Below are 21,598 nucleotides of genomic sequence, written 5' to 3'. Positions count from 1 at the left end.
GACGGCGCGAGGTTCAGCGCAGCACGGCCGGCGTGCCGTCGCGCACCGGACCGAGCCGGCCGGCCAGCACCCGCGCGCCCTCGCTCAGGCCGTCGAGGATCTCGATCGACGCGGTGCCGTCGATCTCGCCACGCGCCCCGGTGCGAACCGCGCGCTGGCGCAGCAGGCCCGCGCCGGTGTCCAGCTCGATCACATGCGGCTGCGGCTGGTCGACGCGCACCGCCGACAGCGGCAGCACCAGCGTGCTGCGCCGGCCCTGCTCGATCCGACCGCGCGCGAACAGGCCGGCACGCAGCCCCGGTGCCGGCTCGATGGCCAGATGCACCGGCACCGACCGGGTGCCGGCCTGCGCGGCCGGGCTGATGCGCAGCACCCGGGCCCGCACCGGCGTGTCCACGCCCTCGACCTGCAGCACCGCGCCTGCGCCGATGCGGGTGCGGGCCAGTTCGGCCGCCGGCACGGTCGCCTCCAGCTCGAGCCGGTCGAGATCGATGATCTCCAGGAGGCGCGCCTCCAGCGCGACCCGTTCGCCCGGCTGGGCCAGGCGCTGCGCGACCTGGCCGCTGATCGGTGCCTTCAGCACCGTGTCGTCGAGCGCGCGCCGGGCCAGATCGGCGCTGGCGCGGGCCGACTGCAGTGCCGCCTGGGCGGCGCGGTGGTTCGAGACCGAGGTCTCCAGCGCGGTGGGCGAGATGAAGCCCTGCTCGACCAGCGCGCGGTTGTTCTCCAGCGTCCGCCCGGCGATGTCGAGCTGGGCCTGCGCCGACTCGATCTGCTGCTCGGCCTGGCGCAGCCGCAGCTGCGCATCGGCCGGATCGATGCGCCCGACGATCTGGCCGGCGCGCACCGTGTCGCCCTCGCGCGGGCCCAGCTCCAGCAGCTCGCCGGCGCTGCGCGCCTTGACCTGCGCGCTGACCGCCGCCTTCAGGCTGCCGGTCAGCGCCACCGCATCGACCAGCTCGGCCCGGCGCAGCGTCACCAGATCACTGTCCTGGAGCTGCAGCGCGGCCTGGGCCGGCAGCGGCGTGGCGCTGGCCGAGGCCGGTGCGGCGGCGCCGGCCGTGCGGCTCGACAGCTTCCAGCCGGCCAGACCCAGCAGGCCCAGCGCGAGGGCGCCGGCGGCAAGAGCGGTCGATCGCTTCATCGGCGTCAGGGTTCCGGATGGGTGGAGATGCCGCGCAGCACCAGATCGATGTGGGCGCGGATGAAGGTCTGCGGATCCAGGCCCATGCCCGGGCATTCGCAGGCGCCGAGCGAGTGCCGGTGCACGCACAGCATCACCAGCGGCATGACGATCGAGTAGACCACCGAGAGCACGTCGACCTGCCGGAACTCGCCCGAGTCGATGCCGCGCTGCACCATGCCGCCGATCAGCTGCGAGCCGGGCTGCGAGACCTCGTTGAACCACAGCTCGGCGATCTCCGGAAAGTTGCGCACCTCGCTGACCACCAGCTTGAACACGCCGGAGGCATCGCTCTCGAGCGTCTGCATCCACCAGTCGACCAGCAGCGTGCGCATCAGCTCGGTGGCACTGCCCTGATGGGCGGCCACCCGGGCCAGGCCCTCGGCGATGCGGGTCGACACCCGCTGCGAGATCACCTCCCGGAGCAGGTCTTCCTTGCTGGTGTAATACAGGTAGAGCGTGCCCTTGGAGACACCGGCCAGCCGGGCGATGTCCTCGGTCTTGGTCGCGGCGAAGCCCTTCTCGACGAAGAGCTGCAGCGCGGCGTCGAGCAGCTCGCTGGGCCGCTCGGCCTTGCGGCGCTGGTGCGAGGCCGGCGGCGCTGGCGTGCCAGCCGGATCGGGCAGGTCGGAGCGTTCGGACGGTTCGGCGGACAAGGCGGGTTTCCGGGGCATGATAATGACTAACCGGTCAGTAATGTAGTGGAGCAATGAAGTGAGCGCAATGACAGGGGCGGCGTCTGCACAGGACGGCCGGTCGGCGGGCGGTCGTCGGGGGCTGCTGAGGATCGGCGCGATGGTGCTGGTCGGCGGGCTCTGGGGCTGCGCCTCGGTGGTGCCCAGGGAGTTCACCACCAGCGAACGAGAGATGCAGGCGGCGCTGTCCTCGCGCTTCCCGCTGCAGCAGAAGGTGCTGGAGGTGTTCGAGGTGCGCATCAGCTCGCCGCGGGTGCTGCTGCAGCCGGGGGCGGGCCGCATGATGCTGGGCTTCGACATGGGTCTGCGCGAGACGGTGCTGAGCCGGCGCGATCTTCGCGGCAACATCATGTTCAGCAGCGCGCTGCGCTACGAGCCGTCCGACGGCACGATCCGGCTGGACCGGGTGCGGCGCGAGAACATCGCCATCGACGGATTGCCGCCAATGCTGGCCACCGGCCTGAACCGCTGGGGCGGCTGGCTGGCCGAGTCGATGCTGGAAGGTCTGGAGATCCACCGCATCGACCGGCTGGCGCTGGAGCTGGCGGCCAAGGCCGGGCTGCAGCCCGGGCCGATCGAGGTGCGCCCGGGGGGCATCACGCTGCGGCTGGTGCCCTTGCCGGTGAGCGGCAATATGGCGCCGGCTCGATCCTGAGGCCGGGCTGAAGGCCGGTCGGCCGGTTTGCATGCTGGCGCGTTGAGCTGCTGTTGCAACTCATTTCGGCCTTCATGGCCGTGTCATGACGATGAAGAAGTCGACATGGCGGCGCTCAGGCGCCGCGCTGCTGATGCTGGGCGGGCTGAGCGTGCTGTCCGGCTGCGTGGTGGTCCCGGTGCCGGGCCATGGTCACCACCGGGGGCACGGGCGTGATGTGGTGGTGGTGCCGGCGCCGCAACCGGCGCCGCGGGTCATCGTCGTGCCGGAAGACCGACGCGGGCACGGAGGCCGTGGTCATCACGACCGCCGGGGCGGCCGCTGGCAGGACGACTGAACGGATCAGCGCGGGCCGTGGCCACGGCCGCGCGGGGCCGGACGGCCGCCGCCGAAGCCGCCACGCGGGCCGCTGCGGTCGTCGAAGCGGCGCTCGCCGTCGAAGCGCGGAGCGCCTTCCTGACGACGCGGGCCCTGACCGCGCGGGCCGTCATGGCGGGGCTCGCCGCGGAACTCCGGGCGGCCTTCATGGCGCGGAGCCTCGAAGCGGGGCGCCGCATCGAAGCGCGGTGCCGAGTCGAAGCGCGGGCCGTCGAAGCCGCCGCGACGCGGTGCGCCGTCCATCGGACGCGCGAAGCCGTAGCCGCCACGGTCGCCGCCACGGTTGTCCGGGCGACCGCCATAGCCGCCGGGACCGCCATGGCCGCGATGCGGCGGACGGCCGCCGTCACGACGCGGAGCACGGCTGAACATCTCCGGCGCCGGGCGCTTCGGTTCCAGGCCGGCCAGCGTGCCCACCGGGATCGACTGGGTGGTGAACTGCTGGATGCGGCGGATCATGCCGACATCGCGGCGCTCGGCCAGCGTGATCGCGCGGCCCGAGCGGCCGGCGCGGCCGGTGCGGCCGATGCGGTGCACATAGTCCTCGGCCTTCATCGGCAGGCCGAAGTTGATGACATGGCTGATGGTCGGCACGTCGATGCCGCGCGCGGCGACGTCGGTGGCCACCAGGATGCGCAGCTCGCCGCGGCGCAGCGCCATCAGCGTGCGGTTGCGACGGCCCTGCGGCATGCCGCCGTGCAGCGGCGCGACCGCATGGCCCATCTCGTACAGATGGGCGGCCAGCTCGTCGGCATCGCGCTGGGTGCTGGTGAAGATCACCGCCTGCTGCATCTCGGTGCTGGTCAGCAGGTTCTCGAGCAGTGCCGACTTGTGGTCCAGGTCATCGGCCCACAGCAGCTGCTGCTCGATGTTGGCGTGGCTGTCGGTGTGGTTGGCGACCTCGATGCGCTGGGCATCGTCCTTCAGGATCTGGTCGGCCAGGCGACCGACCTGACCGGCGAAGGTCGCGCTGACCATCACGGTCTGGCGGCCGGCCGGCAGGGCTTCGGCGATGCGCTCGATGTCCTCGATGAAGCCCATGTCCAGCATGCGGTCGGCTTCGTCCAGGATCAGCATCTCGACCTGGCCCAGGATGGCCTTGCCGCTGTCGAGGTGGTCGATCAGGCGGCCCGGGGTGGCGATCAGCAGATCGATCGGACCGCGCAGCGCGGCCAGCTGGGCGCCGTAGGGCACGCCGCCGACGACGGTGGCGACCTTCAGGTGCGGGATGTGGCTGCCGTAGGTGACCGCGGCCTTGGAGACCTGGATGGCCAGCTCGCGGGTCGGGGCCAGCACCAGCACGCGCGGACCTTGCGGCGGCTGACCGCGCAGCGGGCGGCGGCTCGCGGCCGGATTGGCTTCGCGGGCGGCCAGCACACGCTCGAGTGCCGGCAGCACGAAGGCGGCGGTCTTGCCGCTGCCGGTGTTGGAGCACACGCGCAGATCCGCACCGGTCATCGCGGCGGGAATGGTCTGCGCCTGCACGTCGGTCGGGTTCTCGTAGCCGGCAGCGGTGACGGCTTGCAGGATGGCCTCGTTCAGGCCCAGGGTCGAAAAGCTCATGTGAATACTCTCATCCGGCGCCACTCGGGCGCCATTCGGCAGGGGTTTCCGGCTCGCCGCGGGCGAGGTGGAAACACGGGATGGCAGGCCGGCGAAGGCAAAGGCGCGTCATCCGCATGGCGCCTGGCATCGCGGTCGGTACAGGGGATTGGAATCAAGCCTGCCGGGGTCGAATAGCATCGCCGCCGACCGCGCCTGCAGCCCCGCAGTCGCCGATTCCTGAAAAGGATGCGGTCTGCCGGAGGATGAGGGAAAGAGGAAGGTCAGAGGGGATGTGCGAAAGGCTGAACGGTGCTGCCCGTGAAAGCGGCATCAACAGCAGACTCAGATTCTAGCGCATTCCCTGATGGACTGCACGTCTGTCGTCTGATCTCGAGCTGATCCCGAAGCGGAAGAATCCGGCCTGTAACCGCGCGCCGCTAGGATCGTCCGGACGACAAATCCGCACAGCAAAGGATGAATGGATGACGGAATCGAATCCTGCCGGCGCGCCCCGGCCGCTGCGCCTGGCCCTGATCGCCCATGACGGCCGCAAGGACCGCATGATCGCGCTGGCCCGGGAGTTTGCCCCGCGACTGCGGGGCTGCACGCTGTGCGCGACCGGCACGACCGGCGGGCGGCTGGCCACCGAGCTGGGTCTGGAGGTGGAGCGGCTGCTCAGCGGCCCGCTCGGTGGCGATCTTCAGATCGGCGCACGGCTGGCGGTCGGCGAGATCGACGCGGTGGTCTTTCTTCGCGATCCGATGACGCCGCAGCCGCATGAGCCCGACATCCATGCGCTGGTGCGCGCCTGCGATGTGCATGACGTGCCGTGCGCGACCAACGCCAGCACCGCGCGGCTGCTGCTCGATCAGATGCTGCCGCGCGCCGCTTCGGCCTGATCAGGCCTGGACCACCTTGTGGTGGGCGGCCGGCACCGGCCAGCCGGCTTCCTGGCCGACGCGCGCGATCGCCTCGTTGGTGTCGAAATAGACCTGCCAGTAATGGTCGGTGTGGGTGTAGGGCCGCACCGCGATCACCGCACCCTCGAGCTTGAAGTCGAGCAGGTTGATCTCCGGCACCGGGCTCTGCGCGACATTGGGGATCTGCGCGATGGCCGCCTTCAGGCGCGTGATCGCGTCCAGCGGATCGACGCCCTGCGCCAGCTGCGCGGTGCGCTCGACGCGGCGCACCGGCAGCGTCGAGTAGTTCTGCACCGTGTCGCCGAAGACCTTGCCGTTGCCGACGATGGTCATGACATTGTCCGGCGTGATGATCGTGGTGCCGAACAGGCCGAGCTCGTGCACCGTGCCGGTCACGCCGCCGATCGAGACGAAGTCGCCGACCTTGAACGGCCGCAGCACCAGCATGAAGGCGCCGGCGGCGAAGTTGCCCAGCATGCCGCTCCAGGCCGCACCGATGGCCACGCCCGCACCGGCCAGCATCGCCGCGAACGAGGTGGTCTGGATGCCGAAGTAGCCCAGGATGCCCAGCACCAGGGTGATGTTCAGCGCGATGGTGATGATCGAGCCGAGGTACTTGGTCAGCGTCGGGTCGATCGAGTTGCGGTTCATGCCCGCCTGGATCAGGTGCACCACCTTGGAGATCAGCCAGCGGCCGACGATCCAGAAGATCAGCGCGGCGCCGATCTTCATCAGCAGGTCGATCGCAGTGGTGCCCAGGAAGGTCTGGATCGTGTCGATGTTCATCAGAAATCCTCCTCGAATGTGCAATATTGCACATCTCGAATGTGACGGATTTCCGGTTGCGGCGCCACCTTCCTTGGGCTAGGTCGTCGAGTTGTCGCTTTCGCGCAGCAGCTCGCGCAGGCGTGCGGCACTGACATCGCGCGCCGCACCGAAGCCGGCAATCTGGCGCGCCGCCTGCACCCGCAGCCGCACCACGCTGAAGTCCGGCAGGCTGGCCAGCATCTCTCCGGCCGGATGGCGCGCGATGTAGATCGCCAGCGCCGCGCGGGCATCGTCGCTGCCCGACTTGGGGTGCAGCGCCTCGACCTGCAGCGTGGCGCGCGGCAGCGCGTGCACGCTGTCGGCGGCCTCCTCGCCGGCGCAGACCAGGACGCTGGCGTGCGGATGAAGCATCAGCTGCCGGGTGTGCGCGGCCAGGGCGCTGATCAGGATGATCAGGTCGGGCCCTGCCGGATCGAGCGCCCACGGCGCCATCGAGACGGCCGGGGCGCCGGCCTCGTCGATTGTGCCCAGCGCCAGGGTGCGCCGGGTGCGCAGCAGCTCCACCAGCAGCCGGTCCATGCGGCTGGGTGCAAGTGCCGGTGTCATGCCATCAGGGGTATTGCTCATCGTGAAATCTCTGGCAAACAGCAGCGCCTGGGAACGGTTCCTTGCACTTTTCGGGCGTGTCGCATGGGTGTGGCGCCATACTTCGGTCCAGGTTCACGATGAAGCGACAGACCGCAGCACGGGAAGGCCCGAAGCGGCACGCAGGGAGTGCGGACCATGACCAAGGATATTGCCACGCTGCTGCTGGCGCTGCTGCTGTGCCATGCGCTGCTGCTGGTTCACCTGCTGACGGTGCGGGGCACCGTGCTGGGCCGACGGCCGGAGATCCGGCTGCTGCTGCTGGCCATGCTGGCGATCTGTGTCGGCGATCTGCTGCTGATGTGGCGCCAGCAGCTGTCCGGCCCGCTCTGGCTGCTGCTGTCTAACACCAGCATCGCTCTCGGTGCGGTGCTGCTGAGTGCCGCCGCACGCTGTCTGCTGACCGGCCGGAGCTTCAGCCGCTGCGATCTGCTGCTGCTGCTGGGCGGTGCGATCGGTCTCGCGCTGCTGCTGATGCAAGGCGCGGCCTATGCCTGGATCGTTTCGTGGGTCAATCTGTGGCTGGCTGTGCTGCTGCTGCCGATCCCGTGGCGGGTGATGCGCCATGGGCGTGGCCGCGAGCGTGCGCTGCGCATGGTGCTGGTGGGTGGGCTGGTGGGCGGGCTGAGTGCGCTGGCACGTGCCGCAGATCCCTATCTGGCCACGCAGGCGCCGGTCTCGCTGCTGCAGCCGACCAGTCCGCTGGGTGCCTGGCTGTTTCTGACGATGAGCTTCGGTGCCTTCTCGATCATGTTCGGCCTGCTGATGGCGAGCTTCGAGCGCAGCGCGGCGCAGCTCGAACAGATGGCCTCCACCGATGGCCTGACCGGCTGCCTGAACCGTGGTGCCACCCGCACGCTGGTCGGCCACGAGATCGAGCGCAGCCGGCGCGAGCGGCGTCCGCTGGCGCTGGTGCTGCTGGATCTGGATCATTTCAAGCGCATCAACGACAGCCACGGCCATGCGGCGGGCGATGCGGTGCTGCAAGGCTTCGCGCAGGCGGTGCGCTCACGGCTGCGTCATTCGGACATCTTCGGCCGCATGGGCGGCGAGGAGTTCTGCGTGGTGCTGCCGTCGACCGACCGGTCCGGCGCGCATGAGGTGGTCGATGCGCTGCGCCGCGAGGTCGAGCGGCTGGTGGTCGAGCAGCCGGGCGCGGTGCGGCTGAAGGTGACGGTGTCGGCCGGCACGGTGGTCTTCGACCCGCTGGCCGAGCGGATGACGCCCTCGGCCGACCAGCTCTTCGCGCGGGCCGACATGCTGCTCTACCGTGCCAAGCATGCCGGCCGCAACCAGGTTCAGACCAGCGGCTGGGTCAGTCTGAACCCGCTCTGAGCCGAGCGCTGTCTGCCGCTCAGTGGCTCTGCTGGATGCCGGCGATCAGCCAGCTGCCGTCGCTGCGTGCATGCTCGCGCACCAGATGCCAGATCTCGTCGAAGGCGGTGGCGTCACGGCCGGCCTCCTCGCGGATCAGGCCGCTGTAGCGCACGCTGACGATGTCGCGGTCGCTCTCGCGGGCGAAGTCGATCGCCTCGGCGCGCACTTCGACCACATCGGTCTGCTGCGCCGCACCCTGGCGGTCCTGCAGGTCGACGCGGACCGCGGCGAACATTTCCGGCGTGGTGAAACGGCGCAGATCCTCGAGGTCGGCGCGGTCGTTGGCCGCCTGCATGCGGATGAAGATCATCCGGGCAGCGCGCTCGAAGCCGGCACGGTCGAAGTCGGCCGGCAGCGACGGGGCGAAGGCGGCTGCAGCCGGTGCGGCACCGAAGCTGGCTGCCGCGCTGCCGGGCATGGCCACCGACGGACCGTTGCCCTGTTGCGGGGTGGCGGGGCTCGGCCAGCTGGCCTCATGGCTGCCACGCTGCATCGGCTGGCCGCCGAAGCCGGCGCCTGCACCGGCGGGGGCCAGCGTCGGTGCGGTCTTGCGATTGCGGTTCATCAGCCAGCGAATGGCGAAGACCGCCACCAGCGCCAGCAGCGCGATCATCATCATGTCGGCGAAGGCTTCGCCCAGACCGAAGTGGCTCAGAAGCGCCGCCAGGCCGATGCCGGCAGCCAGACCCGCCAGCGGGCCCATCCAGGAACGCTTGCCTGCGGCGGCCGCTGCGCCAGTGGCGGCCGTGGCCGCGCCCGGCACGGCCTGCTGCACCGGTGCCTGGTTGGGCGCCTGGGCGGGCGTGCCCGGCTGCTGTGCGGGTTTCGGGGCCGGTGCGCTGCGCTGCATTCCGGAGGAGCCGCCGCCGCCCAGGCGCTTGGCTTCGGCCAGCGTCGGAGCCAGGGCGGTGGACAGGGCCAGCACGCACACGGCAGTGCGCAGGAAGGTTTTCATCGCGGTCTCGTCGAGAGTGAGGTTGAACACGCCAGATGAGACCGGTTTCGCGGTTCGCAAGTTCCCCGGGATAACCCTGATCTTGGCAGGGCCGGCATCCGGGCGGGTTCAGAGCGGGGGCGCATGCACCCGGATGCGCACATGGGCCGCCTCGACCACCACCTCCTGGCCCGCGCGGATCTTGCAGGTCTTGCGGGATTCGGGCTGGCCGTCCACCTGGACCTGGCCATCGGCCACCAGGGTCTTGGCCGCGCCGCCGCTGTGCGCGACGGCGGTGGCCTTCAGCAGGGCATCGAGCGGGATGAAGTCGCCGCGCAGTTCGAAGTCGATCAGGTTCATCCGCCCGATGGTAGCCGGTGCGCGGTGCGCCGGGCTCAGTCGACCCGCTTGACCAGCGGCGGCCGGCCCGGATGGCGAGCATCACCCGCCGGCTGGCCGGCGGCCCGTCGCCGTGCTTCCTGCAGCACCTCGGCCGGCAGGCGCGACAGCAGCCAGTGCAGCGCCAGCGGCACCAGCACCAGATCGTCGGCCAGGCCGAGCAGCGGCAGGATGTCCGGAATCAGATCGACCGGCGAGAACAGATAGAGCCCGAGGCCGATCACGCCGGCACGGAACCAGCCCGGCGCATGCGGGTGTCGGAAGGCATGCCAGGCCACCTTGGCATCACCGCGCACCAGCGACCAGATCAGGGTCAGACGCTTCCACATCACGCAACCTCCATGACGGCAGGATGAAGAGACGGCCGCGATTCTGCGACAGATCGTCTTCATCCTGCCTGAACCCGGAGGGTGCTGCCACGCACCGTCAGGTCATCGGGCCGGTGGCGGCAGCGCTCAGCGCTGGGCGGCGACGAACTTCAGCGCGGTGCCGCCATTGGCGGTGATGATCCAGTTCGTGCTGTCGTAGCCGACCTGGCCATAGCCGCTGGTCACGACCGGCAGCATGTACTTGTCGCGCGGCAGCAGCCAGGTCATGTCCTTGAGCGAGCTGGCGTGGCTGGCGCTGAAGGTCGCGAAGCCGTTGCTGGTGCTGGCGTTCCACTGCACGTCCAGACGGCGGTTGCCGAACTGGGCCATCTCGGTCATGGTGTACCACTTGAACTTGCCCATGGACTGCAGCCAGTCTGCCCGCTGCAGCATCGGCGCCAGGGCCGGCAGGTGGCCGCGTGCGCCCGGCGGATGGTTGTAGAACATCCGGTTGGTGCGCTGGTTGACCACGAAGCTCTGCAGGTCGAGCAGCCACTGGCCCGACTGCTGGTCGCTGATGCCGAACTCCTCGAACTCCTCGAAGGTGGCGTACTTGCCCAGCGGCACGATCGGGAAGCTCCACATCGACCGGGTCAGCCGGTTGCCGGCGCGCCAGGAGCGCACGCCGGCCGCGCCGGTGTCGCCGACGAAGTACATGCCGACCACGCCGCGGTTCTCCAGCCAGTTCACCGCCCAGGTCGGGTTGTTGCCCTGCGGGGCCGAGTACTCGGTGGCGCGCTTGCCGTTCAGGCGGTCGACGGCGGCATGGTTGAGCTCCAGCCACGGCAGGTAGGTGGCGGCGTTGTCCTCGCTGGCGCCCAGGCCGTAGAGGTCATGGTTCCAGCCGCCGTGCGAGCCGATCTGATGGCCGACCGGCAGGTCGCGGATGCGCTTGAACTGCGTCTGTGCGGCGGCATTGGTGTCCAGGCTCATGCCGTTGCCGTCGCCGAGCGAGACCACGTCCGGGCCGGCGGTGAAGTGGATCGAGAACGGGCCGCGCCGCAGCACCGAGGTGCTGTCGAGCAGGTACTTGGCGTCGACGGTCAGGTCGTCGCCGTCGTCGATGTGCCAGTTGTAGATCAGGCCGCCCCTGCCGCGCGGCTGGACCGACATGGTCGGCAGCTTCACCACATCGCGGGCGAAGGCGTCGAGGAAGCCGTGCAGCGGCGCCGAGTCGGTGCCGATGGCCTTGAAATAGCCCAGCGGCATGTTGACGAACAGCACCTGGCCGCTGCCGACATTGCGCGTGCCGGCCACCAGGCCGTGATCGGGCGAGGACAGCCAGACATTGCCGCCGAAGCTGCCGGTGGTGACATAGCTGAAGTAGTCGGCGTAGCCGTAGCCGTAGGTGCTGATGGCCTGCGGAGTGCTGTCGGCGGTGCTGGTGGTGCCGCTCTGGTCGACATAGCTGCCGCCCGACAGCAGCGCACGCAGGAAGTCGGTGGTGACGGGCACCGAGCTGAGCGACAGCAGCGGCAGCGTCGAGGTGGCTGCGCTCACCTTGGTCGACAGGCTGACGCTGGGCACCGGCAGTGCGTTCAGGCCGAGCAGGTTGCGCACCGCCAGCGTCTGGCGCTTGCGCACGTTCTGCGAGCTGGCGTCGATACGCTTCATCGCGCGTCCCATGATGGCCGACTGCATGTGACGGGTGCCGCCCGGATCGCTGGCGCTGGCCGGCACGAAGGTGGTGGTGGTGCTGGTGCCGGCCGCGCTGCTGGCCGACACGTAGGGCAGGTACTTGCCCGGCGGCAGCGAGAGCTTCTCCAGCCGCGCCTTGGTGCCCACGACCGGGCCGAAGCCGACGACGCGGTCGCGCAGGCTGTCGTACAGGGTGTAGTCGACGCCGACCAGATCGGAGAAGCGCGACTTGGTCGGTGCGTAGAAGCCGGCGTCGGTCAGCGCGCCGGCGTCATAGACCAGCATCAGCTTGCCGCCGAGGTTGGTGTACTGCTTGACCGCGGCCACCACCGCATCGCTGGCCTTGATGTGGGCGCTGTCGGGCATGATCAGGCCGGAGATCTTCGCGGCCGAGCTGCTGCCCAGCGCGAGGAACTGCGAGCTGGTCATGGTCTGCAGCTTCACGCCTTCCTCGGCGGCGGAGTCGGTCCACACCTTGACCGGCCAGCTGCTGGCCACCGCGTCGTCGGGCACCAGCAGCACCAGCGCGTCGCGCGACTGGGCGGCGGCCGGCAGGCTGGCCAGCGTGGCCAGCACCAGCGGCGCGAGCCGCGCGGCCGGGCGGCGCCAGAGCCGGCTCACCAGCGCGGCCAGGGAAGGGGGGCTGAACTTCGATGTCATGATCGTCTGCTCTCTCTCTGTGGTTGTCGGAAGACTCGGGATTCGGGATGCGGAACTCGTGATGTGGCCGACGGGGCTCAGGGCTTGCGCCCGCTGGCCGGGGCCGCGACGTCCAGCGGCTCGGGCAGCGGGGCCTGCGGCGGGCCGGGCTCGGCCAGCCACAGCAGCCACAGCAGGTCGCTGACCTGGAAGGGCCAGGCGAAGGGCGTGTCCGGACGCAGCCAGGCGGCGCGCGCGCGCGCCACCCACTCGGCGGCGGCGCGGCCGTCACCGCTGCAGTGCGCGGCGACCGCGGCGGCCGGCCACCAGAAGCCGGCCGGATCGACATTGCGGCGCGGCCACTCCGGCCAGCGCGCCGAGACGCGCTGCCAGGCCTGGCGGCCGCGCTCGCGGGTGAGCCGGTCCTCGGGCAGGCTCCACAGCAGCGGCCAGGCCTGGGCCATCACGTCCGGATACCAGCGTCCGCTCTGCACCGGCGCGGCGCCGGCGCTGGTCAGCCAGAGCCCGGCCTGCGGCTGCCACAGCACCTGCTCGATGCCGCGCCAGGTGCGCCGCTCGCGCTCGCGGCTGAGTTCGGCCACCGCCGGCTGCTTCCAGACTTCCTGCTGCAGCGCGGCCAGAGCCCGCCAGCCCGCGGCCACCTCGACCGCATCCATCAGGTAGCTGACCGGGTGATCGAGCTTGGCGTGGCTCAGCCCGTCGGGCTGCTGCAGCTGCGCCAGCGTGGTGGCGGCGCGGCGAAAGGCCCGCTCGATCACCGGATCGCGCAGCAGCGCCGGGTCGCCGCCGTGGCGCAGATAGGCCTGCGCCAGCAGGAACATCGACGCGATGGTGCTGTCGGTGGCGTCGATCTGGCGGCAGTGGCGCGGCTCGATGTCGGGCGGGCAGACCGTCATCTCGCGGCCGTCGGCGCTGATCCAGCGGTCGAACAGCACGCCGCGGTCCTGGCCGTCGACCGGCAGATGGCGGATCTGCCAGCGCAGCCAGCGCGCAGCCTCCTCGCGCAGCGTCGGGTCGATGCGCAGCGCGCCGATCAGGCCGAGATTGGCCTCGTAGGCGGCGATGTGGTGCCAGGCCCGGCCCGAGGCGTCGACATGCGCCGGCGACAGCGTGCGCCGGATCGCGCCGTCGCTGATCTGGCCGGGCGCACGCACCACCAGCCGGCGCATCATCAGCACCGCCGCGTCGCGGAAGGCCGGATCGACCAGCGCGGCAGCGGCGCAGCCGCTCTCCAGCGGTGGTGCGGTCGGCGCCGCGCTGCTGCGCCCCGGCAGCGTCAGACCCAGACCCAGGCTGAAGCCCAGCGCGGCCAGGATCGGTCGCAGGCGCGCCCGCGCTGCGGATTTCCGTGCGTTTCTCATCGCGGCTCCAGCCGCCGCAGCGTGCGGGCGTTGGCCAGGCTGATCGCCCAGCCGTAGATCGCGACGAAGCCGATGATCGCCACCATCACCCCGAACAGCAGATGCAGCAGCGGCATCGCCAGCAGGCCGGCGTGATGCAGCACCAGCGCGTGCAGGGCGTAGAGCAGCGGCGCCAGCAGCAGCAGCCAGGCCCAGGTCAGCAGCGTGACGCCGAGCCGCGCCCACCAGCTCACCTCGAAGAACCAGAAGGTCGGCAGATGGATCCAGGGCGTCAGCAGCATCAGCACCCAGATCTGCTGCAGGCCGTTGCCGACATGCTCGCGGGGCGTGTGCGGAAAGCTCGCCGGCCACAGCACGAAGAACAGCACCGCCGCGCCATGGATGAGGGCCGCCAGCCGCAGCAGGTACATCGCCGGGCGGCCGGCGTCGGGCAGCAGCCCGGCCGCCCACCACAGCGCCACCACCCCGATCGCGTTGAAGGCCAGCGTGCGGGGCGAGGGCAGATCGACGAAGAGCTCGAGGGCCGGCGTGGCGATCAGGAAGGGCAGATCGGCCGGATGCAGCGCGGCGGGGAAGCGACCCGACAGCTCCAGCCGCTCCAGCCACCACAGCAGCTGGCGCCCCCAGAGCTGGCCGGCCGCGTCGATCTGGCTCGCCAGCACGGCGGTCAGCAGCGTGGCCAGCAGCAGGCCCTTGAACAGACGCTGGCGCGGCAGCTGCAGGCCCCAGATCGAGCGGTGCATCGCGATGCGGCCGCCACGATGGCCATGGTGCTGCAGCTCGCCCAGCACCGAATGCTGCAGGCTGTGGCGGAAGTCGGGCCGGGCCGTGCGGCCCAGGAGCCGGCGCAGGAGCTTGCTCATCGCGGCACCGGGCCTCACATCTGCACGAACACGCCGCCGCCCAGCGTGGTGCGGCGGTAGCTCGGGTTCAGATAGCGCTCGGCGCGCAGCACCACGCCCCAGTCGGGCGCGATCCACCAGCGCCAGTCGGCGCCGATCGTGGTGCTGGAGAAGTCGACCGGCTGCACCGTGTCGCCCAGCGCCAGCCAGGCCTCGCGGCCGTGCGAGACGCGCAGCGCCAGGGTCTGCTCGCCCGGCACGCCCAGCGTCACCGCCAGCCAGGGCATGGTCGAGCTGACATTGCCCGGGCGGCTGCGGTTGAGCGTCGCGCCCAGCTCCAGCACGCCGAAGGACTGGGCGTAGTAGGTGGCCGAGATCTTCAGGCCGCTGTCGCTGCGGCCGGCGTCGAAGCGGGCGTGGTAGCCGCCCAGCGTGGTGACCCAGCGCCGCTCGGTGCCCCACTTGCGCGAGACCGAGGCATCGACGCGCGAGCGGTTCCAGTTCGGCCCGCCCCAGCCGCCGGCCAGTGCCGCGCCTGCGAACCAGTCGGCGTCGATCGTCTTCGTCACGCCGGCGGCGACGATGCCGCCATCGGCGTCGAACTTGCGCTCGCCCAGCAGCTCGGCGTTGAGCACCGTGCCGCTGCCGAGCGCCCAGCTGCCGCGCAGATGGGCGCTGCGGCCGTCGGGCAGTCCGGCGCTGTAGCGGCTGGTGCCGGCACCGATCTCGAGGGTGTCGCGGGCGGCGGCCGGCGGGGCCAGCACGGCCAGCGCGGCCGCGCCGGCCAGGGCGATCCGCGCCAGGCGCGGCACGGGGGTGTTCGGTGTCTTCATCGGGAATTCCGGGGCTGGGCTCACAGGCCGAGGTCGCGCTGCAGCACGTCGGCGATCTGCCGCGAGGTCGTGCCGTCGCCGAAGGGGTTGGTGGCGTCGCGCATGCGCTGCAGGCCGGCGCCGCCGGGCTCGGCGAGCAGGCCCGAGACGGTCGAGACGATGCGCTCGCGGTCGGTGCCGACGATCAGGCCGGCACCGGCGTCGATCAGCTCGGGGCGCTCCGTGGTGTTGCGCAGCACCAGCACCGGGCAGGACAGCGCCGCGCCTTCCTCCTGGATGCCGCCGGAGTCGGTCAGCGCCAGCACGCTGCGGTGCAGGCACCACAGCAGCGCGGGATAGTCGAGCGGCTCGCACAGGGTGAGGCGGCCTTCCAGCGCCGGCACCTTCTCGGCCAGCTCGGCATGGACCGCGTCGCGCACCACCGGATTGCCGTGCACCGGCCAGACCACGGCGACATCCGGATGCGCCTCCAGCAGCTGCGCCACCGCCTGCGCGATCGAGGCGATGCCCTCGCCCCAGTTCTCGCGCCGGTGCGCGGTCACGGTGATCAGGCGCCACTTCGCCAGCTCCAGGCCCTGGCGCAGCGGATCGAGCGCGGCCGGCAGCACCGGCGTGCCCTCGGCCAGCAGCGCATCCACCCGCGCGGTGCCCTGCAGCGCCGCGTCCACCGCGGTGTTGCCCACGACATGCACGCCGGCGCGGATGCCCTCGCGCTCCAGGTTGCCGGCCGCGCGCGAGGTCGGCGAGAAATGCCAGCGCGACAGCCGCGCGGTCAGCTCGCGGTTCATCTCCTCGGGGAAGGGCTCGCGGTGGTTGAAGGTGCGCAGGCCCGCCTCGACATGCCCGACCGGCACGCCCTGGTAGAAGGCCGCCTGCGCCGAGGCCAGCGTGCTGGTGGTGTCGCCATGCACCAGCACCGCGGCCGGGCGGGTGCGCTCGAACACCGCGGCCAGCCCCTCGAGCAGCAGCGCGTTCAGGTGCGAGAGCTCGCCGCTGCGGCGCTCCAGCGTGACCTCGTGCTCCGGCTCGATGCCGAAGAACTCGTACAGCGGCTGCGCCATCTCGCGGTGCTGGCCGGTGTGCACCCAGGCCACCGGCAGGCCACGGCGGCGCAGCTCGGCATGCAGCGGCGCCATCTTGATGATCTCGGGACGGGTGCCGACGGAGATGAGGATCGGGGCAGGGGAGGGGCTCGGGTTCATCGGGGACGCTCTCTCTGGGTTTTCGTGATGGATTCGGGGGGGCGGATTCAGGCGGGAACCGGGTCGACGCGCACCTTCAGCGCGCGGCCGTCGGCGGCGCGCACCCGCCACTGCGTGCCGCTGCGATCGACCTGCGCGCTGCCGCTGAGCACCACCGGCCGGTCGTAGCGCGTGGCCGGCAGCAGCCAGGTCATGCCTTCGAGCGATTCGGGGTGGCGTGCCTGCAGCTGGAGCTGGCGTCCCTCGGGAGCCAGCGACCAGACGGTGCGCAGACGCCGGTTGGCGAAATCGCTGTACTGCGTCATCGTCATCCAGCGCAGCCGGCCCGCCGTGGTCAGCTCGCGGCTGTGGCGCAGCCATTCCTGGAAGGCCTGCGGATACATCACCAGGCCGAAGGGATGGAAATAGACCAGCCGCAGCGTGCCCTGCTCGGCGCAGAAGTCGGAGACCTCGTCGAGCCAGTCGGCGATGACCTGCTCCGGCGTGCCGGCCGCACGCGCCTCCTCGAAGGAGGCATGGCGCCCGAAGCCCAGCACCGGAAAGCTCCAGATGTCCGGGCGCGGGCGCCGGCCGTCCTGGAAGCTGCGGGTCGGCGCCATGCCGGTGTCGCCGGTGAAATAGAAGGCGCGGATCTCGCGCTGGCGCAGCCAGCCGGTCACCCAGGCCGGGTGATGGCCCACCGGCGCGGAGTACTCGCGCACCGGCCGGCCTGAGAACTGCGTCAGCAGCAGCGAGTTGCGGTCGATCATCGCCTCGGCGGCCTCGCGCTCCATCGTGTCGAGATTGGCCGCGAACCAGTTGTGGATCCAGCCGCCATGGCTGCCGATCTCGTGGCCCTCGGCGGCCAGGCGGCGCACCCAGGCCTGCGCCTGCGGGTTGGCCGCCAGATCCATGCCGCGGCCGTCGCCGGGCTGGTCGACATCCGGGCCGACCGTCAGATGGATCGAATACGGCCCGAGCCCCTTGGCGAAGGCGCCCAGCTCGTCAGCGCGCTCCAGCGCCGGCAGTGCCTTGCGGTCGTCGATGTGCCAGTTCATCACCACCGCGCCGATGCCGTCCGGCACCGCGGAGAGCTGCGCCTGGCCGGCCAGGTCGCGGGCGAAATGCTGCAGGAAGCCGTGCAGCAGCAGGCCGTCGGTGGCCAGCTTCAGCGGGGTCAGCGGCAGGTTGACGAACAGCACCTGGCCGCGGCCGGCCGCTCGCTCGCCGGCGATCAGGCTGCCGTCGGGCGCGCGCATCAGCACCGTGCCGTCGAAGTCGCCGCGGGTGACGAAGCTGGCATGGCGCATCCGGCCGTAGCGGTAGCCGGCCAGCACCGGCAGCGCTTCGCCGTCCGGGCCCGGGTCGGGGCGGTAGCGGCTGTAGGGCAGGTCGTCCGTGCCGCGCACCAGCTTGCCCGGCGGCAGGCCCAGGGCGGCGATCTGGCTCGGCTGCACCTGCACCTCGGTCTCGCGCAGCATGCCGGCGCCGAGCTCGCCGTAGAGCCCGTAGTCGACGCCGGCCAGATCGGACAGGCGCGAGCGCTCGGCGCGGTAGCGGCCGTCGATGTCCTGCAGGCCCGCGTCATGCACCAGCATCAGCCGGTCGCCGGCGCGCACCCGCTCGCGCAGCGTCATCGCCAGCGCGTCGCTCATGCGGCGGTGCAGGGCGTCGGGCAGGATCAGCGCATCGCCGCGGCCGTCGCCGCGCTGGCGCACCAGCTCGGAGGCGCTCATCGGCTCGAGCTTCAGGCCGAGCTCGTCGGCGGCGTTCTGCCAGGCGGCCTGAGGCGCCGGATCGGCCGCCTCGGTGTCCGGCAGCACCAGGATCAGCCGGGCGCTGCTCGCCGGGGCATCACCGTCCTGACGGAAATGCCGGTGGGTGGCCGCAGCCGCCCCGACCAGCAGCAGCACGACGCCGACACGCTGCCAGCCCGCACGGGACAGGGCAAGCAGGGACAGGCCGGCGGAGCGGGCGGTGCGGGGGGAGGGGCGTGGGTCGGTCATGGATGCAATGGGGCCGTCATGCGTGTCAGGCGGCGGCCTGGCCGGGCAGCGGCGCCAGCGGCGTGCGTTCGTCGATCGTCTCGTCGTCGCGGCCGCCGGTGTCCAGCAGCGGCGAGGGCGCGTCGCCGCTGCTGCCGGCCCAGACGGTGCCGTGCACCACCACGCCGAGCGCGACCTCGATGCGCGGCGCGCAGACGGTGGCCGGATGCTGCGGCGAGCCGACGACGCAGCCCGGACCGAGCACCACCGCCTCCTCCGACATCACCGAGCCGGCGATATGGCTGCCCGCGCCCAGCACGATCTCGCCGGGCGAGACCAGGGTGCCGTCGATGCGGGCACCGGCGCCGACGGCCAGATCGCCATGCGCCTTCAGGCCGCCCTGGATGCGGCTGCGTGCGCCGATCTCCAGATCACCCTGGCAGACCAGATCGCCCTGGTGATGCGAGCGCGGCGCCAGCGCAAGCGAGGCGGTGGCCAGGCCGCGCCGGGCGATGCTGTCCCAGCGCACCGGCGCGTCGTAGCCGATCACCGCGGCTCCGGGCGGCGCGGTGTCGATGTCGATGCGGCGCTGGCCGGCCCAGACGGTGCCGTGCACCACCACGCCCTTGCCGATCTCGACCCGGGGCGCACGCACCGTCGCATGCGTGCCGGGCAGGCCGATGACGCAGCCCGCGCCCAGCACGATCGTGCTCTCGGAAATCACCGATCCCTGCACCTCGGCTCCGGCGGCGATGTAGATCTCGCCGGCCGCAGCCAGGCTGCCCGCCAGCACCGCGCCGGCGCCGACCTGGACCGCACCGGTGGCGCGCAGCCGGCCCTGGCCGTGGCAGCCCTCGCCGATCGTCACATGGCCGTCGACATCGAGATCGCTGTCCCAGTGGCGCAGCGCGGCCACGATCAGCGCGCCCTCGACTCGCGCCGGCTGGCCCGGTGCGCCCGGGCGCAGCCCGTCGGCCCGGCCCAGCGCGGCGGGCAGGCCTTCGGGATGCGGGCGATGCGCGGCATCGACCGCACCGGCGAAGCGGATCACCGGCGCATGCAGCAGCGAGAAGCTCACCTCGCGCCCGATCAGCAGCGAGTGCTCGGCGCTGATGCGCCCGGCCAGCACGCTGCGGTCGCCCACCACCACCTGGCGGCCATGCGCCCAGCGCAGCACCCGCACCCGCTCGGGCAGCAGCAGCGCCTGGCGGGCGCGCAGCGCGCGGTAGGTGTGGCCGGCAGCAGCCTGCATCGTGCCGGCGCAGGACATCTCGGCCAGACCGTGCAGGCGCTCGGGCAGACGGCAGTCGCCGTCGCTGTGCCAGATGCGGCGGCTGCGGCCGCTGCGCACCTCGCGCTCGTCGAGCGGCCAGGGCGCGCGCACCGCCTCGGCGGGCAGATGCACCAGCGGCACGCCGCCGATCTCGATCAGGCCGCGGTCGACCGCATCGTCCAGGCGCTGGCCGAAGCGCTGCGCCATGTAGTCGGGCTCGAGCGCATCGGCCTCGTCGATCGGCAGCGGGGTGACATCGCTGGGGCGGCGCCACTCCTGCAGCGCCGGCAGCAGCGGCAGCACGATCACCAGCAGCGTCAGGCCGATCAGCAGCAGCGTGATCTTCATGGCTGCGCTCCCGGCGGGGTGCCCGGCTGGGCGGCCGCGCCCGGCGTGCGGGCCGGCGCGCTGCGGTAGCGCGCGGTCTTGTCCCACTTGAGCTGCGGCGTGCCCAGGCGGTCGAGCACCACCTGCTCGAGCACCCCGCGCGAGATCGCCATCGCGCTGACGATGAAGCCCAGCCAGTTGAAGGCCAGCAGCCGCACCCGGTTGCCCGATCGGTCCATGTGGGTGGCCGCGGCGATCTCGTAGAAGGCGGCGAAGTTGCCCAGCGCGCCGTGCGTCATGAAGGCCAGCACCACCAGGGCCGGCGCGCTCCAGGCCACCGAGACGGTGAAATACATCAGCAGGCTCACCAGCCAGCCCAGCAGCAGCACCGGCGCCATCAGGTAGACGCCCAGCAGCAGCGCGCCGTCGATGCGCTCGCGCCAGCTCAGGTCGGGCTGCGTCAGGCAGCCCACCGTGTGGCGCCACATCGCCTGGTTGTGGCCCTTGGCCCAGCGCTTGATCTGGCGGGTGCGCACCGCCCAGCTCTGCGGCACCTCCTCGTAGCATTCGGCGCGGTTCTGGTAGATGGTCTTCCAGCCGCCCAGCAGCAGCCGGTAGGTGAGGTCGGTGTCCTCGGCCAGCACGTCGTCATGCCAGCCGCCGACCGAGTGCAGCGCCGCGATCCGGATGCCGCCCACCGTGCCGCCGTACTGCGGCACCAGTCCCAGGTTCATGCGCGCCTGCTGGTCGACCTGGTAGCCGCCGGAGCGCTCCAGGTCGAGCAGCCGCGTCAGCAGGTTGGCGCCGCAGTTCTGCGGCACCACGCGGCCCATCACCGCGCCGACCTCCGGGTCGAAGAAGGGCGCCATCAGCCGCCGGATCAGGCCCTTGGAGGGCAGGTAGTCGGCATCGAAGACGATGATGAAGTCGGTGTCCACCGTCTCGGTGGCGTCCTTCAGCGCCGCGGCCTTGCCGGGCTTGCCGTCGGTGCGGTGGAAGGGGCGGATGCGGCCGGGATAGCGCTCGACCACCGCGTCGATGATCTCGCGGGTGCGGTCCTTCGAGCGGTCGTTGACCGGCACGACGATCATGCGGTCCTGCGGATAGTCGACGCCCATCAGGTTGACCAGGCAGTCCTCGATGACCGCCTCCTCGTTGTGCGCGGCCACGAAGATCGTCACCCGAGGCCAGTCGGCGCTGACCAGGCTGGCATAGGGATGGCGCTGGCGGCCGAACATGCGGTTCAGCGTGAAGCCGTAGTGGCGCACGGTGTAGACCGCCATCAGCGCGACGATCGTGGCCATCAGCGCCAGCAGCGACCAGGCCCAGGCCGGGCCGAGCAGGCTGTCGACCTCGAGCTGCCAGCCGGGCGCGGCGCTGGCGACCGCCGGGGCCGGTGCGAGCGCGAGCAGGCACAGCCGCGGGTGCCGTCGCGGGGCAGCCGGCAGGGGCTGAAACGGGGAATTCAGGGGGCGGGACATCGTCTGGGGGCGTGTCGGCATGGGAAGGATCACCTTTGCCGACTTGTTTCTCTTTGTAAGAATAACCTAAACAAAGTATCTTTTTGTGATCGATGCATGAGTCATCCCCTGCTGTTAAGGGAGTGCAAGCCGGCGCCTGGCCGGATCTGC

At 71.4% G+C, this 21,598-nt stretch carries 20 protein-coding genes; 4 read left to right on the top strand and 16 right to left on the bottom strand.

Annotated elements, in window-relative coordinates:
* Nucleotides 1-13 precede the first annotated feature (13 nt).
* Nucleotides 14-1,144 (bottom strand): efflux RND transporter periplasmic adaptor subunit, encoded by a 1,131-nt coding sequence (locus tag NFT33_RS17000; RefSeq protein WP_251677113.1) that lies wholly within the window; start codon nt 1,142-1,144, stop codon nt 14-16.
* 5 nt (nt 1,145-1,149) lie between these two features.
* Nucleotides 1,150-1,839 carry a TetR/AcrR family transcriptional regulator gene (locus NFT33_RS16995; protein WP_251677111.1) on the bottom strand — a complete coding sequence of 230 codons (690 nt, stop codon included), beginning with the start codon at nt 1,837-1,839 and terminating at the stop codon, nt 1,150-1,152.
* 58 nt (nt 1,840-1,897) lie between these two features.
* On the opposite strand from NFT33_RS16995, the gene NFT33_RS16990 reads away from it, so the two are divergent.
* Together NFT33_RS16990 and NFT33_RS16985 are read left to right on the top strand one after the other, a co-directional pair.
* Nucleotides 1,898-2,533, top strand: coding sequence for a YceB family lipoprotein (locus tag NFT33_RS16990; protein ID WP_251677109.1), 636 nt, complete (start codon nt 1,898-1,900; stop codon nt 2,531-2,533).
* A gap of 85 nt (nt 2,534-2,618) precedes the next feature.
* On the top strand, nt 2,619-2,870 hold the full coding sequence (locus tag NFT33_RS16985) for a hypothetical protein (RefSeq protein ID WP_251677107.1): 252 nt from the start codon (nt 2,619-2,621) through the stop codon (nt 2,868-2,870).
* Between the two features lie 5 nt (nt 2,871-2,875).
* On the opposite strand, the gene NFT33_RS16980 is transcribed toward NFT33_RS16985, so the two are convergent.
* On the bottom strand, nt 2,876-4,474 hold the full coding sequence (locus NFT33_RS16980; RefSeq protein WP_251677105.1) for a DEAD/DEAH box helicase: 1,599 nt from the start codon (nt 4,472-4,474) through the stop codon (nt 2,876-2,878).
* A 464-nt stretch (nt 4,475-4,938) separates the two neighbouring features.
* Between NFT33_RS16980 and NFT33_RS16975 the strand changes: the two genes are divergently transcribed.
* Entirely contained in the window at nt 4,939-5,355 is a 417-nt protein-coding gene (locus tag NFT33_RS16975; protein ID WP_251677103.1) for a methylglyoxal synthase, read from the top strand.
* Here NFT33_RS16975 and NFT33_RS16970 read toward each other — a convergent pair whose 3' ends face one another.
* Together NFT33_RS16970 and NFT33_RS16965 are read right to left on the bottom strand one after the other, a co-directional pair.
* Nucleotides 5,356-6,162 carry a mechanosensitive ion channel family protein gene (locus tag NFT33_RS16970; protein WP_251677101.1) on the bottom strand — a complete coding sequence of 269 codons (807 nt, stop codon included), beginning with the start codon at nt 6,160-6,162 and terminating at the stop codon, nt 5,356-5,358.
* Between the two features lie 78 nt (nt 6,163-6,240).
* Nucleotides 6,241-6,771, bottom strand: coding sequence for a HugZ family pyridoxamine 5'-phosphate oxidase (locus tag NFT33_RS16965; RefSeq protein WP_251677099.1), 531 nt, complete (start codon nt 6,769-6,771; stop codon nt 6,241-6,243).
* A gap of 156 nt (nt 6,772-6,927) precedes the next feature.
* Between NFT33_RS16965 and NFT33_RS16960 the strand changes: the two genes are divergently transcribed.
* Nucleotides 6,928-8,124, top strand: coding sequence for a GGDEF domain-containing protein (locus NFT33_RS16960; RefSeq protein ID WP_251677097.1), 1,197 nt, complete (start codon nt 6,928-6,930; stop codon nt 8,122-8,124).
* A 19-nt stretch (nt 8,125-8,143) separates the two neighbouring features.
* Here NFT33_RS16960 and NFT33_RS16955 read toward each other — a convergent pair whose 3' ends face one another.
* From NFT33_RS16955 to NFT33_RS16905, 11 genes are all read right to left on the bottom strand, one after another.
* Complete coding sequence (locus NFT33_RS16955) at nt 8,144-9,121, bottom strand: Tim44 domain-containing protein (protein WP_251677095.1); 978 nt, start codon at nt 9,119-9,121, stop codon at nt 8,144-8,146.
* A gap of 108 nt (nt 9,122-9,229) precedes the next feature.
* Nucleotides 9,230-9,460, bottom strand: coding sequence for an RNA-binding S4 domain-containing protein (locus tag NFT33_RS16950; protein ID WP_149503120.1), 231 nt, complete (start codon nt 9,458-9,460; stop codon nt 9,230-9,232).
* A gap of 35 nt (nt 9,461-9,495) precedes the next feature.
* Nucleotides 9,496-9,828, bottom strand: a complete 333-nt coding sequence (locus NFT33_RS16945) for a YkvA family protein (protein WP_251677093.1) — start codon at nt 9,826-9,828, stop codon at nt 9,496-9,498.
* Between the two features lie 126 nt (nt 9,829-9,954).
* A complete protein-coding gene (locus NFT33_RS16940) occupies nt 9,955-12,165 on the bottom strand; it encodes a polysaccharide deacetylase family protein (RefSeq protein WP_251677091.1) in 2,211 nt (736 codons plus the stop codon).
* A 77-nt stretch (nt 12,166-12,242) separates the two neighbouring features.
* Nucleotides 12,243-13,526 (bottom strand): hypothetical protein, encoded by a 1,284-nt coding sequence (locus NFT33_RS16935; protein ID WP_251677089.1) that lies wholly within the window; start codon nt 13,524-13,526, stop codon nt 12,243-12,245.
* Nucleotides 13,523-14,389 (bottom strand): hypothetical protein, encoded by an 867-nt coding sequence (locus NFT33_RS16930; protein ID WP_251677086.1) that lies wholly within the window; start codon nt 14,387-14,389, stop codon nt 13,523-13,525. Before NFT33_RS16930 ends, NFT33_RS16935 begins: the two co-directional genes overlap by 4 nt.
* A 14-nt stretch (nt 14,390-14,403) precedes the next feature.
* Nucleotides 14,404-15,201 carry a YaiO family outer membrane beta-barrel protein gene (locus NFT33_RS16925; protein ID WP_220785680.1) on the bottom strand — a complete coding sequence of 266 codons (798 nt, stop codon included), beginning with the start codon at nt 15,199-15,201 and terminating at the stop codon, nt 14,404-14,406.
* A 20-nt stretch (nt 15,202-15,221) separates the two neighbouring features.
* Nucleotides 15,222-16,403 carry a non-hydrolyzing UDP-N-acetylglucosamine 2-epimerase gene (gene wecB, locus NFT33_RS16920; protein WP_251677084.1) on the bottom strand — a complete coding sequence of 394 codons (1,182 nt, stop codon included), beginning with the start codon at nt 16,401-16,403 and terminating at the stop codon, nt 15,222-15,224.
* Nucleotides 16,404-16,450: 47 nt separating this feature from the next.
* The gene (locus NFT33_RS16915) at nt 16,451-18,388 is read right to left on the bottom strand and encodes a polysaccharide deacetylase family protein (protein WP_251677082.1); all 1,938 of its coding nucleotides are present in this window, start codon (nt 18,386-18,388) and stop codon (nt 16,451-16,453) included.
* A gap of 25 nt (nt 18,389-18,413) precedes the next feature.
* Nucleotides 18,414-19,988 carry a bactofilin family protein gene (locus NFT33_RS16910; protein WP_251677080.1) on the bottom strand — a complete coding sequence of 525 codons (1,575 nt, stop codon included), beginning with the start codon at nt 19,986-19,988 and terminating at the stop codon, nt 18,414-18,416.
* Nucleotides 19,985-21,448: a glycosyltransferase family 2 protein gene (locus NFT33_RS16905; RefSeq protein WP_251677078.1), complete on the bottom strand. Its 1,464-nt coding sequence runs from the start codon at nt 21,446-21,448 to the stop codon at nt 19,985-19,987. Before NFT33_RS16905 ends, NFT33_RS16910 begins: the two co-directional genes overlap by 4 nt.
* Nucleotides 21,449-21,598 lie beyond the last annotated feature (150 nt).

It is taken from the genome of Sphaerotilus sp. FB-3, from assembly GCF_023706025.1.
Lineage (GTDB): Bacteria > Pseudomonadota > Gammaproteobacteria > Burkholderiales > Burkholderiaceae_C > Sphaerotilus > Sphaerotilus sulfidivorans.
Note: the sequence above shows the minus strand (reverse complement) of the source record. Positions and strands in the feature narration are given on the sequence as shown.